13 protein-coding genes are annotated in these 13956 nt (G+C 66.1%); 8 read left to right on the forward strand and 5 right to left on the reverse strand.

The window, feature by feature from the left end; genetic code table 11:
• Nucleotides 1-5: 5 nt before the first annotated feature.
• The 5 genes from rpsF (at nucleotide 6) to dnaB (ending at nucleotide 5276) form a co-directional block, all read left to right on the forward strand.
• Nucleotides 6-293 (forward strand): 30S ribosomal protein S6, encoded by a 288-nt coding sequence (gene rpsF, locus ACWDUD_RS07375; protein WP_068161222.1) that lies wholly within the window; start codon nucleotides 6-8, stop codon nucleotides 291-293.
• Nucleotides 294-357: 64 nt separating this feature from the next.
• Nucleotides 358-876, forward strand: a complete 519-nt coding sequence (locus tag ACWDUD_RS07380; protein ID WP_248676080.1) for a single-stranded DNA-binding protein — start codon at nucleotides 358-360, stop codon at nucleotides 874-876.
• Nucleotides 877-917: 41 nt separating this feature from the next.
• Nucleotides 918-1160, forward strand: coding sequence for a 30S ribosomal protein S18 (gene rpsR / locus ACWDUD_RS07385; RefSeq protein WP_197250689.1), 243 nt, complete (start codon nucleotides 918-920; stop codon nucleotides 1158-1160).
• Nucleotides 1161-1176: 16 nt separating this feature from the next.
• Nucleotides 1177-1632, forward strand: coding sequence for a 50S ribosomal protein L9 (gene rplI, locus ACWDUD_RS07390; RefSeq protein ID WP_197250690.1), 456 nt, complete (start codon nucleotides 1177-1179; stop codon nucleotides 1630-1632).
• A 446-nt stretch (nucleotides 1633-2078) separates the two neighbouring features.
• A complete protein-coding gene (gene dnaB, locus ACWDUD_RS07395) occupies nucleotides 2079-5276 on the forward strand; it encodes a replicative DNA helicase (protein WP_450108888.1) in 3198 nt (1065 codons plus the stop codon).
• 471 nt (nucleotides 5277-5747) lie between these two features.
• Here the strand turns inward: dnaB and ACWDUD_RS07400 are convergent, their stop codons facing one another.
• Nucleotides 5748-5882, reverse strand: coding sequence for a hypothetical protein (locus tag ACWDUD_RS07400; protein ID WP_450108889.1), 135 nt, complete (start codon nucleotides 5880-5882; stop codon nucleotides 5748-5750).
• Nucleotides 5883-6630: 748 nt separating this feature from the next.
• On the opposite strand from ACWDUD_RS07400, the gene ACWDUD_RS07405 reads away from it, so the two are divergent.
• The 3 genes from ACWDUD_RS07405 to ACWDUD_RS07415 all read left to right on the forward strand — a co-directional run bounded on the left by ACWDUD_RS07405 (nucleotide 6631) and on the right by ACWDUD_RS07415 (nucleotide 9844).
• On the forward strand, nucleotides 6631-8109 hold the full coding sequence (locus ACWDUD_RS07405; protein ID WP_197252679.1) for a glyceraldehyde-3-phosphate dehydrogenase: 1479 nt from the start codon (nucleotides 6631-6633) through the stop codon (nucleotides 8107-8109).
• 306 nt (nucleotides 8110-8415) lie between these two features.
• On the forward strand, nucleotides 8416-9171 hold the full coding sequence (locus ACWDUD_RS07410; protein WP_450108890.1) for an alpha/beta hydrolase: 756 nt from the start codon (nucleotides 8416-8418) through the stop codon (nucleotides 9169-9171).
• 193 nt (nucleotides 9172-9364) lie between these two features.
• On the forward strand, nucleotides 9365-9844 hold the full coding sequence (locus ACWDUD_RS07415; RefSeq protein WP_450108891.1) for a hypothetical protein: 480 nt from the start codon (nucleotides 9365-9367) through the stop codon (nucleotides 9842-9844).
• 107 nt (nucleotides 9845-9951) lie between these two features.
• On the opposite strand, the gene ACWDUD_RS07420 is transcribed toward ACWDUD_RS07415, so the two are convergent.
• The 4 genes from ACWDUD_RS07420 to ACWDUD_RS07435 form a co-directional block, all read right to left on the reverse strand.
• On the reverse strand, nucleotides 9952-10605 hold the full coding sequence (locus ACWDUD_RS07420; RefSeq protein ID WP_450108892.1) for a GntR family transcriptional regulator: 654 nt from the start codon (nucleotides 10603-10605) through the stop codon (nucleotides 9952-9954).
• A gap of 96 nt (nucleotides 10606-10701) precedes the next feature.
• Nucleotides 10702-11691 (reverse strand): transketolase family protein, encoded by a 990-nt coding sequence (locus tag ACWDUD_RS07425; RefSeq protein WP_450108893.1) that lies wholly within the window; start codon nucleotides 11689-11691, stop codon nucleotides 10702-10704.
• Nucleotides 11688-12572, reverse strand: coding sequence for a transketolase (locus ACWDUD_RS07430; protein ID WP_450108894.1), 885 nt, complete (start codon nucleotides 12570-12572; stop codon nucleotides 11688-11690). The genes ACWDUD_RS07425 and ACWDUD_RS07430 overlap by 4 nt, the downstream gene beginning before the upstream one ends.
• Nucleotides 12569-13954 carry an MFS transporter gene (locus ACWDUD_RS07435; RefSeq protein WP_450108895.1) on the reverse strand — a complete coding sequence of 462 codons (1386 nt, stop codon included), beginning with the start codon at nucleotides 13952-13954 and terminating at the stop codon, nucleotides 12569-12571. Before ACWDUD_RS07435 ends, ACWDUD_RS07430 begins: the two co-directional genes overlap by 4 nt.
• Nucleotides 13955-13956: the final 2 nt, after the last annotated feature.

Genomic DNA, 13956 nt, shown 5'->3' on the forward strand with positions numbered 1-13956 from the left:
GTCTTATGCGTCATTACGAATTGATGATCATCCTGGACCCCAGCCTGGATGAGCGCACTGTCGCTCCCTCGCTGGAGACGTTCCTCAACGTGATCCGCCAGGAAGGCGGCAAGGTCGACAAGGTCGACGTGTGGGGTAAGCGTCGTCTCGCATACGAGATCGCCAAGAACAGCGAAGGCATCTACGCGGTGATCGACATCAGCGCGACGCCTGCTGCCGTTGCGGAGCTGGATCGCCAGCTCGGCCTGAACGAGTCGGTGCTCCGCACCAAGGTTCTGCGCAACGACAAGTGATCCTGTCGGCGCCTGACCGTAGGCTCGGGCGCATCAGGACTCCACACACAGCAGGAGGAACCACATGGCAGGCGACACCGTCATCACCGTGGTCGGCAATCTGACCGCCGATCCCGAACTGCGTTTCACCCCGGCGGGTGCCGCGGTCGCGAACTTCACCGTCGCGTCCACGCCCCGCGTGTTCGACCGTCAGTCCAACGAATGGAAGGACGGCGAGGCTCTGTTCCTGCGCTGCAACATCTGGCGTGAGGCAGCGGAGAACGTGGCCGAGAGCTTGACCCGTGGCTCGCGCGTGATCGTGCAGGGCCGGCTCAAGCAGCGCAGCTACGAGACGCGTGAAGGCGAGAAGCGCACTGTCGTGGAGCTCGAGGTCGACGAGATCGGCCCCTCGCTCCGCTACGCGACGGCCAAGGTCACCAAGGCCGGCCGTGGTGGCGGCGGCGGTGGCTTCGGTGGTTCCTCCGCAGGATCGGGCGGCGGGCGCGCAAGCGCCGGCGCGAGCACCGGTGGCGACGACCCGTGGGGCAGCGCTCCGCAGGCCGGCTCGTTCGGTGGTCCCGGGGACGACGAGCCCCCGTTCTGATCCGACCTCGATCGGAACATCCAGAAATACGGAGAAAGACCATGCCTAAGGCGCCTGCGCGCGACAAGGTTTTGAAGAAGAAGGTCTGCACCTTCTGCAAGGAAAAGAACGTGCAGATCGACTACAAGGACACGACGCTGCTGCGTAAGTACGTCAGCGACCGCGGCAAGATCCGCGCTCGCCGCGTCACCGGCAACTGCGTGCAGCACCAGCGCGACATCGCTGTTGCTGTGAAGAACTCTCGTGAGGTCGCCCTGCTTCCTTACGTTTCGACGGCTCGCTGAGGAAAGGGAGGAACCGATGAAGCTCATTCTGACTGCTGACGTGGACAACCTCGGTGCGCCTGGCGACACCGTCGAGGTCAAGGACGGCTACGGCCGCAACTACCTGCTGCCCCGCGGCCTGGCGATCGTCGCCACCCGTGGTGCCCAGAAGCAGGTCGAGGGCATCCGCCGTGCCCAGGAAGCGCGCGCCGTGCGCGGCCTGGATCACGCCAAGGAGCTCAAGGAGACCATCGAGGGTCTCGAGAGCGTCTCGCTGAGCGTCAAGACCGCCGGCGACTCGGGCAAGCTGTTCGGCTCGGTCACCGCCGCCGACGTTGCCGGTGCCATCAAGGCTGCCGGTGGCCCGGTCGTCGACAAGCGCATCATCGAGCTGCCCAAGGCTCACATCAAGGCGACCGGCAAGCACGCCGTCGTCGTGAAGCTGCACCCGGACGTCACCGCGAAGTTCACCCTGAACGTCGTCGGCGCCTGATTCCGGCTCCCGAAGAGCCCCACGCACCAAGTGCGTGGGGCTCTTCGTCGTCTATCCACAACCCTGTGGATAGACATGCTCCGATGTGACCTACGGCATATCGTTTCGGGAACGAAGCAGCGAACACGCCCGGTGTGCGACACGCCGAAATCGTCGTTGTACACAGTTGTGAAAAGCGATTTTGGGCCGATGACCTGGTCGTATCCCAAGTGTGAGATGTGTTGTCCCCAGTTTTTCCACAGGAGGTGCACAAGCGTGTCCTCCCCTTTCCACATTTCATCCACAGATATGTGCACAACCCGATTTGGATCGGCGCGTCGGAGTCCCTAACGTCGAGCGAGCCTGCACGCTGAATGTCGGTGGGGGCGAGTAGAACGTGTGTACGGACATACGCGTCGACCACGCCCTACCGAACGTGGAACGCGGATGGGGAAGGATGGCATCGCGTGGCTGTTGTGGACGATCGAGGCCATTCCGACTACAACGAACCCCCGGAAGAACCGGGCGGCGACTTCGGTCGGCAGCCTCCCCAGGACATGGTCGCGGAGCAGTCGGTGCTCGGCGGCATGTTGCTCAGCAAGGACGCCATCGCAGACGTCCTCGAGGTGCTGCGGCCCGGCGACTTCTACCGGCCCGCCCACCAGGTCGTCTACGACTCGATCCTCGACCTCTACAGCCGCGGTGAACCGGCCGACCCGGTGACCGTGTCCGCCGAACTCGACCGCCGCGGCGAACTCAAGCGCATCGGCGGCGCCGCCTACCTGGTGACACTGACCCAGACGGTGCCCACGGCCGCCAACGCCGGCTACTACGCCGAGATCGTCGCCGAGAAGGCAGTGCTGCGCCGCCTCGTCGAGGCGGGCACCCGCATCGTCCAGTACGGCTACGCCGGCGCCGAAGGACAGGACGTCGCCGAGGTCGTCGACCGCGCCCAGGCCGAGATCTTCGACGTCGCCGAGCGACGCACCACCGAGGACTTCGTTCCCCTCGAGGAACTGCTGCAGCCGACGATGGACGAGATCGACTCCATCGCCAGCCGCGGCGGCATCTCCCTCGGTGTCCCCACCGGATTCGCCGAACTCGACGAACTCACCAATGGCCTGCACGCCGGGCAGATGATCATCGTCGCCGCGCGCCCCGGTGTCGGTAAGGCGCTCGCGCTGGACACTCCCCTGCCCACCCCCACCGGGTGGACCACGATGGGCGAGGTCGCGGTGGGCGATCTGTTGCTCGACGCCCACGGCGCGCCGACACGCGTCGTCGCCGCGACGCCGGTCATGACCGGCCGTCCCTGCTACGAGATCGAATTCTCCGACGGCACCGTCGTCGTCGCCGACGAACAGCACCAGTGGCGCACGGTCGCGGGGATCCGCACCACCGGCGAGCTGGCCGCGACCGTCGCGGACGGTCACGTCGTCGCCAACAGTGCGGCGCTGCAGTTGCCGGACGCGGACCTGCCGGTCGCGCCGTTCACGTTGGGTGCGTGGCTCGGTGGGCCCTCCGAGGACCCGGACCTGCACATGCGGATGGAAGGCGACGGCGACTTCGCCGAGGAGCTGATGACGCTCGGCGCCCACATCCCCGAGGCCTATCTGCGAGCCTCGGAACGGCAGCGCCGCGACCTGCTCGCCGGAGTCCTCGATGCCGGGGCCACCGTCGAGGACGACGGCACCGTCCGTTTCGAGAGCGACTGCCCGCGCTTGCTCGAGGACATCGCCGAACTGCTCGCCGGCCTCGGCTACACCCGCACCCTCGAATCCGGTTCGGTGTCCTTCACCGCCGACGACGACGTGTTCGTGCTGCCCAGCAAAGCCCTGCAGCACAAGGAGAACCGTCCCGCCGTCGCGCAGGAACGCCGCGTCGTCGCGGTACGGCCCGTCGCGTCGGTGCCGGTGCGGTGCGTCGAGGTCGACGGCGAGCACCTGTACCTGGCGGGCCGGTCGATGGTCCCCACCCACAATTCGACGCTCAGCATGGACTTCATGCGGTCGTGCTCGATCAAGCACGGCATGGCGTCGGTCATCTTCTCCCTGGAGATGGGCAAGACGGAGATCGTCATGCGTCTGCTCTCCGCCGAGGCGAAGATCAAGCTCGGCGACATGCGGTCCGGCCGTATGACCGACGACGACTGGACGCGCCTGGCCCGACGGATGAGCGAGATCAGCGAGGCCCCGCTGTTCATCGACGACTCCCCCAACCTGACGATGATGGAGATCCGCGCAAAGGCGCGGCGGCTCAAGCAGAAGCACGACATCCGTCTCATCGTCATCGACTACCTGCAGCTGATGTCGTCCGGCAAGAAGGTCGAGTCGCGTCAGCAGGAAGTCTCCGAATTCTCGCGTAGCCTCAAGCTTCTCGCGAAGGAACTCGAGGTTCCGGTCGTCGCGGTGTGTCAGCTCAACCGTGGCCCCGAGCAGCGCACCGACAAGAAGCCGCAGGTTTCGGACCTCCGCGAGTCGGGCTGCCTTCCCGCGAGCACTCGGGTGCTGCGGGCGGACAACGGCTGTGAGGTCACCCTCGGCGAGTTGCTGGAGTCCGGCGAACAGCCGGAGGTGTGGTCGCTCGACGAGCGCATGCGCATGGTCGCCCGCCCGATGATGAAGGTGTTCCCGTCCGGGCGCAAGGAAGTGTTCCGGCTGACGCTCGATTCGGGTCGTCGGGTCGAGGCCACGGCGAACCATCCGTTCCTCACCGTCGACGGCTGGATTCCGCTCGGCGAGCTGATGGCCGGCGAGCGTGTCGCGGTTCCCCGCGCCCTGCCTGCTCCGCTCGAGGTCGTCGAACTGTCGGACGACGAGGTGTTCGATCTCGCGGGTCGTGCGGTCGCGCAGGGTTGTGTTCCCGCACAGGCATTTTCGCTGCCGAAGGCTCAGGTTGCGGCGTTCGTCTGCCACGTTTGGGAGGACGGCGGCGAGGTCGCGTGGGATGCCGAGGCCGCGCGCGCGGTGATCCGCTTCCCGTCCGCCGGTCGGCGGCTCGCGGACGACCTGGCCCGCCTGCTCCTACGGATCGGTGTGTTCGCGCGGATCGTCGAGACCGCTGCGGGCTGGGGCGTGGTCGTCACCGGCCGCGAGAACGAGGCCGTCTTCCTGCACGACGTCGGCAAGTACGGCACCGCAGCGCAGTGGGTGCTCGCGCAGCTCGGCCCGAAGCTGGTGCGGCACAGCGCCGATACGGTCACCCCCGAGATCGAGGCCGAACTCGCCCGGCTCCTCGCGGTCGAGAACCTCGCCCCCGCCGAACTGGTCGCCGCCGCGGTATCCCGGTCCGCATCGGGTGCACGATCGAGCCTGGCGCAGGTCGCCGGTGTCCTGGACACCGCCGACATCGACATGGTCGCGACGAACAACGTGTTCTGGGACGAGATCGTCTCCATCGAGAGCCTCGGCGAGCAGGACGTGTTCGACGGAACCGTCCCGGGCACCCATAATTTCGTGGCCGACGGCATCTCGGTGCACAACAGCCTCGAGCAGGACGCCGACATGGTCATCCTGCTGCACCGTCCCGACGCGTTCGAACGCGACGACCCGCGCGGTGGCGAGGCGGACCTCATCGTGGGCAAGCACCGTAACGGTCCGACGGCCACGATCACGGTTGCGCACCAGCTGCACCTGTCACGCTTCGTGGACATGGCGCGAGGCTGAGCCGATAGACCGCGGCGGTGCCGCTGCGTGCGGTTGCTCCGCCGTCCGTCATCTCGGATTGAACCCAGGTGCGTCCGAAATCGTGGTTGGCGTACCGATATATGCGTACGCCAACCACAATTTTCGTCGTGTGTAGACAAATCTGAACATCTGACCGATTGTTGAGACGGCGTTCCACCGTCCCCGACGTGTGAGGTGTCGACACACGAGTGCAGCAAGGGACGGCTGGTTTGCGCGAGTCCAATCCCGTTGGCCGGGGCCGCTTCACACTCGGTTGACGCGGCGTGTGGTGTCCCGGTTGACGAAGCTGCCCCGGATTCCCTCCGAGGTGCAGTGGTCGGGCATCCTGACCGTCGCCGCCGCGGAGCCTGTCCGCAGCCGCGTGGTGCTCGCCCTGGCCTGCACCGGTGATGCGACGCCGGAAGTGTCGATGCGTCGGGCCGCAGGGGTTCGTTCGGGGCGAGTGGGGTGTCAGTGGCGGACGGGGTTGCCTGCCTCGTCCCAGTCGGGCAGCTCCGGGATCCGGGTGGCCAGGACGGTGTCGGCGAGGAGCAGGGCGACGGCGATTGTGAGAGCAACCGGTCGGAGGACGAACGAGGAGATCATCGGAAGGGTTCTTTTCTTTCTGGGGTCGCCGTCGGGGTGGGGGCGGGGCGAGTTGTCGACCCTGGTTCCACGAACTGCCGGCAGGGGGCGATTCGTGGGAGCGAGGTCGTCCGAGTGGACGGAGACAGCTGCACACCGTTCTTCAGGGTTACGGCACTCGGTGCCGAAAATCAACAGGGACGGTGGGCCGTGCCGGGCCGCCGTAGGGGTCCATTCGACGGCGAAGGCGACCGGTCTTCGGTCCGCAGGAGGCCGTGGCAGCGCGCCGGCGGGGTCGCGTGTTCGATCACCGCAGCGGGTGAGAGCGTGGCCGGTGTGTCGGGCATGTGCCTCCCGGTGGGTGGAGCGTTTCGGGTTCTTCGAGGATCGTGTGCGCGCGGGAGTTCGGGAACGGCCGACCGGCGGGGTGGGGTACCCGTTTCGGTCCTGGTTCGTACCGACCGGTTTCCTTCTTCCGGGAAGGTTCCGGTGCCGCCCGGATCGGCATGAGGGTGCTTTCCGGGACACGCCCCGGGAGAGATTCCCGGTCATCCCGTGAGACGACCAGGCCCACGAGGGTCGGTTTCCGGCTACCGGGCGTCGACCTGTAAGAGCGCTCTCATATGATGGCGCTGCACACGTCGAAATCGGCGTCGGTCGCGAACTGTTCCACCGATCCAGAACGCTGACCGGCGAGTGACGTGCGTCTCGTCCGGGTGGCACCCAACCTGCGGACGGGTCAGTCGAGCCGGAAGGACAGAGGAGCGCAGTGAGCACCCCGGAATTGGCACATTGGAACTCCGAAGAGGCGCTTGCGGAAGCGATGATCCCGATCATCGGCGGCCTGCACCGCCGGCACTCGGTCACGATCTTGCTTCACAGCCGTTCCCTCGTGAACAAGTCGGTCATCGACATTCTGCGGACCCATCGTTTCGCGCGGCAGATCCGCGGCGACGAGCTGTCCGTCGAGGAGACCTTCCCGTTCCTCGAGGCGCTGACCGACCTCGACCTGCGGCCGTCGAAGATCGACCTCGGCCTCCTGGTGACGGCGTACCACGCCGAGGGCGCCGGACGATCGATCCCCGAGTTCGTCGCCGAGAGCCTCGCCGACCTGGTCGGTGGCGGCCAGACGCACACTCCGAAGCCGCAGGACGTGGTCCTGTACGGGTTCGGGCGAATCGGGCGTCTCGTCGCCCGTCTGCTCATCGAGAAGGCCGGCTCGGGTAACGGCCTGAACCTGCGCGCCGTCGTGGTTCGCAAGGGTGGCGGTGACGACCTGACCAAGCGTGCCTCGCTGCTGCGCCGCGACTCGGTCCACGGGCAGTTCAACGGCACGATCAAGGTCGACACCGAGAACAACACCCTGATCGCCAACGGCAACGTCATCAAGTTCATCTACAGCAACGATCCGGCGACCGTCGACTACACCGAGTACGGCATCGACAACGCCATCCTGATCGACAACACCGGGATCTGGCGCGACCGTGACGGACTGTCGAAGCACCTCCGCCCCGGTATCGCCAAGGTGGTGCTCACCGCACCGGGCAAGGGCGACCTGCCCAACATCGTGCACGGTGTCAACCACCGCAGCATCGATCCGGCCGAGAAGATCGTCTCGTGCGCGTCCTGCACCACCAACGCCATCGTCCCGCCGCTGAAGACCATGGACGACAAGTTCGGCGTTCTGCGCGGCCACGTCGAGACCGTGCACTCGTTCACCAACGACCAGAACCTGCTGGACAACTACCACAAGGCCGACCGCCGCGGTCGTTCCGCGCCGTTCAACCTGGTGCTCACCGAGACCGGTGCCGCTTCGGCGGTTGCGAAGGCCCTGCCCGACCTGAAGGCCAAGATCACCGGCAACTCGATCCGCGTCCCCACGCCGGATGTGTCCGTCGCCATCCTGCACCTGCAGCTGAACCGTGAGACCACCAAGGAAGAGGTGCTCGAGCACCTCCGCCAGGAGTCGCTCACCGGTGCGCTGAGCCGGAACCTCGACTACACGGCTGCCACCGACGCCGTGTCCAGCGACTTCATCGGATCGCGCGCGGCGTGCATCGTCGACGCGAACGCTGCGATCGTCGACGGCGACACCGCCATCCTCTACGTCTGGTACGACAACGAGTTCGGCTACTCCTGCCAGGTGGTGCGTACCGTGCAGTACCTCTCGGGCGTGGAGTACCCGGTCTACCCGTTGACGGACGGTGCTGCCGTGGAGCAGGCCGACCAGCCTGTCGCTACGCACTGACATCGCCCGGCGGAGCGCCTCCGATCTACTCCTGAAGTGGTGGTTGGTGTACGGAAATATCCGTGCACCGATCACCACTTCGGTGCATTCATGGACCGGAACTGCTCAGCCTGTGTGCGGGCAGAAAATTGAATGGACGGGCTTCGGCTCGGATTGATAGCGTGCGCCCGACCGTGACTTCACGCGAGGAGGTGAGACCCATGAACGCAACAACCATGTGGGTGCTCCCACTCGTGTTCGCGGTCGGGTGATCGATGCAGGTATCGCCGGGAGCGCCTGAACAAGGCAACCCCGAAAGGCTGCATCATGCACTTCACCTCCGAGACAACGTCGAACGGTGTCATCGAACGCCGATTCACCCTGGATGAGATCACCGGTGTGCTCTGGACGCCCACGTCCGGAACCTCAGGCGCACCGCTGCTGCTGTCCGGGCACTCCGGCGGCATGCACAAGAAGGCGCCGGGACTGGTGGCCGGCGCACTCCACGGCGTGACCGCTCATGGATTCACCGTCGCTGCCATCGACGCGCCAGGCCACGGTGACCGACCACGAAACGCTCAGGATCAACGGTGGGTCGAGGCCATCCATCGGGCGCGCACGGAAGGCGAGCCGATCGCTCCGATCGTCGCCGAGTACAACATGTCGCTGGCGGAGCGTGCGGTGCCGGAATGGCAGGCGACCCTCGACGCGCTACAGGCACTACCCGAGATCGGTGTCGAAGCGCCGATCGGCTACGGCGGCATGAACCTGGGCGTGGCAACCGGGGTGATGTGGGCGGCGGTCGAACCCCGGATCGCTGCCCTCAGCTTCGGCGGAGTCTTCGTGAACGATGATCTGATCGAGGCCGCAAGGAAGGTCACCGTTCCGGTCGAGTGCCGAATTCCGTGGGACGAGAAGGAATTCGACAACGCATCCGGAGTCGCGTTGTTCGACGCCTTCGCCTCGAAGGAGAAGGCGCTGCACGCCTATCCCGGCAGACGCATCCCGGATTACGAGCGCGACAGCTCGGCGCGGTACTTCGCTCACCATCTCGGCCGCGCTGCCGACGCAGCTTCGAGATGACGTGACCGGTATCGGCGTCCGGTTCCGTGCCGGACGCCGATACCTGCCGTCTCCCGATCGTCCTGGTCGGGAGCGGCACGAGGCGTTGCGATTCGGACCCTCTTTCGCGATGTGTTCAGCAGTGGTGTGCTGGACAGGTCATCACCCGGCCTCCGGGGCGGGAGCGGATCACTCAATCATCGAGGAACACGCCATGACCACGATCCACCTTCACCAGACGACCACCGCGACACCCGAGCAATTCATTGCCGGTCTCACCGACTTCGGGCCCGGTCGCAAGGAACTCTTCGGCAACAGCGCGGACAACTATCTCGAGGTGCACAACCGAGGCCCCCACGACGCCGACGTCACCGAGGGCTCGAGCGGAATCTGGGAACGCCTGCACTACGACTGGAGCGACCCTCACCACGTCGTGCTGACGACCACCGATTCCAATCTGTGGGGCGGGGCCTCGAGCCACACCTACACTCTGACGCCGCAGTCCACCGGAAAGACTGACGTGGACGTCGTTGTGGTCCGTGACGGCAAGAACCTCAAGGGGAGGGTTCTCGCGGGCGTGCTCGGAATCGTCGGAACCCGAATGTTGGGTAAGCAGTTCAGGAAGTCCGTGGAGGCCATCGAAGCTCGCAGCCACGGCGCGAGCGGACAGGACACGCAGGGGGCAGAAGGGTGATGTGAAGAGATCGACAGGCGTCGATCGGATTATCGATCAGCTCCGAAGATTCCGGACCGGGCCGTCTTGCAGGTGCGAGACGGCCCCAGGGCCACCATGGCCTGACGTTATGACACCAAATTGTTTGCTGCCCAGCTCATATGGGCTCGTACGGCTGCAGCCGCTTCGTCTGCGTCACCGGTTTCGACCGCGTCGACGATGGCGCTGTGGCGACCCACGTCCATGTTGCCGACAGCTTTCTCGAGGCCCGCGAACATGATGGACATGCGGATGGATCCCTCGAGGGACTGCCAGGAGTGCATCAGCGTCTCGTTCCCCGTGACTTTGCACAGGGACCGGTGAAAGTCGAGATCCGATTCGATCCGGGCCTCGAGATCGTCCTCGGCTGCTGCCATGACGGTGAGTGCCTCGCGCAACTCCGGGATGACGTCGGCGCGGTCGGGGCGGGCGGCGAGTTCTCGGACCGCCAGCGCTTCGAGCGCGGCGCGGACGGCGAAGATGTCGCGGATCTCCTTGGCGTCGAGGTGCCGCACGTAGAGCCGGCCACGGGCTCCGGTGGTGATCAGGCCCTCTTGTTGCAGTTGGCGCATCGCTTCACGGAGGGTGCCGCGGCTGATCTGGAGTTTCTCGGACAGTTCGGTCTCGACCAGGGGGCTGCTGGGAGCGAGGGCACCACTGGTGATGGCGGTGCGCAGCGCAGCAACGGCCTGCTGCCGGAGGCTGGTGCGTTCCAGTCCGAGGAGTGCGGGTTGGGCGGCCATGGTGCCTCCGGTCGGTGTCGGCGGGTAACTGTTGACAGCAGTCCTGTCGACAATGGTACGGGTCCGCGCGCCCGCCGGTGCGGACCCGTACCGGTTTCAGCCGAGTTCGGCGAGAACCTTGGCGACGACCCGATCGGTGCTCAGCCCGTAGCGGTCGTGCAGGGTCGGTAGCGCGCCCGCGTCGAGGAACTCGTCCGGCAGGGCGATCGGCACGATCTTCCGGCCGACGCCGACGCGCGCGGCGGTGGCCGCGACGGTCTCGAACAGCCCGCCGACGACGGTGTGGTTCTCGAGGGTGACGACGAGCCGGTCGGTGTCGATCTCGGCGAGCACCGTCGCGGTGTCGAACGGCTTGATGGTGGGTGCGTGGACGACGGCGACGTCGACGTGGTGACGCGACAGCTCCTGCGCGGCCTGCAGCGCTCGCATCGTCATCAGTCCACTGGAGACGAACACCACGTCGTTCCCGCCGCGGAGCACCTTCGCCTTCCCGAGTTCGAATGTGTAGTCGTACTCGTCGAGAACGGTGGCGACCTTGCCCCGCAGCAGCCGGAGATAGGTCGGGCCGTCGCTGGCGGCGAGCTGTGGGACCGCCTGTTCGATGTCGACCGAATCGCAGGGGTCCACGATCGTCAGGTTCGGCATGCCGCGGAAGATGGCGATGTCCTCGGTGGCCTGGTGGCTCGGCCCGTAGCCGGTGGTGAGGCCCGGAAGCCCGCCGACGATGTTGACGTTGAGGTTGGGTTCGGCGATGTCGAGGCACAGGAAGTCATAGGCGCGACGGGCGGCGAACACCGAGTATGTGGACGCGAAGGGGACGAGTCCGGTCTCCGCCATCCCGGCGGCCGCACCGAACAGGAGTTGCTCGGCCATGCCCATCTGGAAGAACCGATCCGGGAACGCCTCGGCGAAGATGTGCATGTCCGTGTACTTCGCCAGATCTGCGGACAGACCCACAATCTTGTCGTTCTGCTGTGCCGCGGCGACCAGTGCATGCCCGAACGGTGCCGCAGCCGTCTTCTGGCCGGGGTCGACGAACGAGGCGATCATCGCCGAAGTCTTGAGCTTGGGGGTAGCGGTGGTCATCGCGGGTCCTCGGGGTTGTGTCCGGCGGTCAGCTGGTCTCGGCAGATCTGCCATTCGTCTTCTTCGATGCGCATGAAGTGCGCCTTCTCCCGGTTCTCGAGCAGCGGGACTCCCTTGCCGACGCGGGTGTCGCACAACACGATTGCCGGTGCACCTTGGTCCGCGCAGCCTGCTACCGCGTCGTCGAAGACGTCGAGCAGCGCGGAGGTGTCGTTGCCGTCGACGCGATAGGTGCGCCAGCCGCAGGCGGCCCACTTGTCGTGCACCGGTTCGGTGCTCAGGACGCCGCGGGTGGGGCCGTCGGCTTGCAGGGAGTTGATGTCGACCATCGCGACGAGGTTGCCGAGCCGGTGGTGGTGGGCGCTCATCGCGGCTTCCCATGTCGACCCCTCGTCGAGCTCTCCGTCCGACAGGAAGTTGAATACTCGCGCTTTCGATCCTCGGTGCCGCAGTCCGAGTGCCATCCCGACCGCGACCGTCAGCCCGTGGCCCAGGGACCCGCCGGAAATCTCCATTCCCGGTGTGTACGAGGCCATTCCGGACATAGGGAGTCGGGAGTCGTCCATGGCGTAGGTAAGCAGCTCGTCGCGGGAGATGATGCCGGCTTCGGCGAGGGCGGCGTAGAGCCCGATCGCATAGTGTCCGGTCGACAGCAGGAACCGGTCGCGGTCCTCCCATTCGGGATCCTCGGGCCGGAAGCGCAGTTGGGTGGCGTAGACGGTGGCGAGGATGTCCGCAGCTCCGAGAGCCTGTCCGACGTAGCCCTGTCCTTGTACCTCGCCCATGTCGAGGGCGTTGTGCCGGGCGCGATAGGCGAATTCGTCGATGGCGGCGATCCGTACGTCGCGGGGAACGGCGTCCGTGGGCGCGGTGGTGGTCACAGCAGTTCCTTTTCCTTGAGAGTCGATGTGGAAGGGGGGAGCGAGGACCCACCGTGCTCGGTGTGGTCGTTACGGCCGGCCTCTGCGGCGAGGTGGCGTTCCGCCGGCCCCCAGGTTTCGCGGGTGAACACCGCCGTCACGAGGCCGAGCAATCCGTAAGCGCTGAAGAGGAGTGCGGGACCGAGCCACCCGAAGGAGAAGTAGAGCAGGGTGGTGACGAAGGGAGTGAAACCGGAGATCATGGCGGAGATCTGGTAGGCGAGGGACGCGCCGGATGCGCGGCGTGCTGCCCGGAACAGTTCCGGGAACCAGGAGCCCTGGGTGCCGGCGAGGGCGTTCTGGCACACCGCGTAGGCGATGACGATGGTGGCGATGACCAGAGCGAAGGTCCCGGTGTTGACGAGAAGGAACATCGGCACGCCGAACACGGTGGCGAACGCGCAGACGCCGAGGTAGACCGGCCTGCGTCCGACGCGGTCGGTCAGCGTCGCCCATCCGATGGTCGCGAAGATGCCGATTGCGGCGGCGATGCACAGTGCGACAAGGGTTTCCGACTTACCAGCGAGACCGTTCTCGTGCAGGTAGGAGATCATGTAGGTGATGGAGACCGCATAGCCGGCGGTCTCGGCGATCCGCAGGCCGATGCCGCGCAGGATGTCGCGCCAGTCCTTCTTGATCGAGTCGAGCACCGGTGACGCGGCGATCTCGCCACTGTCCTTGACGTCCTCGAACACCGGGGATTCCGGAACCTTGGAGCGGATGATCAATCCGACGACAACCAGGACGATGCTGGCCAGGAACGGTACTCGCCACGCCCAATCGCCTCCGAGATGGACGCTGAACAAGAAGACCAGGTTGGCCAACAGCAGTCCGACCGGAAACCCTGCCTGCACTATGCCGGTGTAGCGCCCCTTGGACTTCCAAGGTGCGTGCTCGTAGCTCATGAGGATTGCGCCGCCCCACTCTGCTCCGAATGCAAGGCCCTGGATGATGCGCACCGTCACCAGCAACGCCGGCGCAACGAGTCCGGCCTGGGTGTATGTCGGGAGCAGGCCGATCGCAAAAGTGGCCAGTCCCATGATGATCAGGGACGCGACCAGCACCGGCTTCCGGCCGACGCGGTCGCCGAGATGCCCGCCGATGATGCCGCCCAGTGGACGGGCGGCGAAGCCGACGCCGAGCGTGGCGAAGGCGGCGAGGGTACCGATGACCGGATCCCCGCTCGGAAAGAACGCAGTGCCGAAGTAGAGCGCGGCAGCGGTACCGAAGCCGATGAAGTCGTAGGTCTCGATGACCGCGCCCACCGAGGATCCGATCGCGACGCGTTTGGCGTCTTTCGTTCCGTGGACCGGTCCCCGCATCTGCAGAGCGTCTGTGCTCATGT

The sequence above is a fragment of the Rhodococcus sp. NPDC003382 genome, from assembly GCF_053589135.1.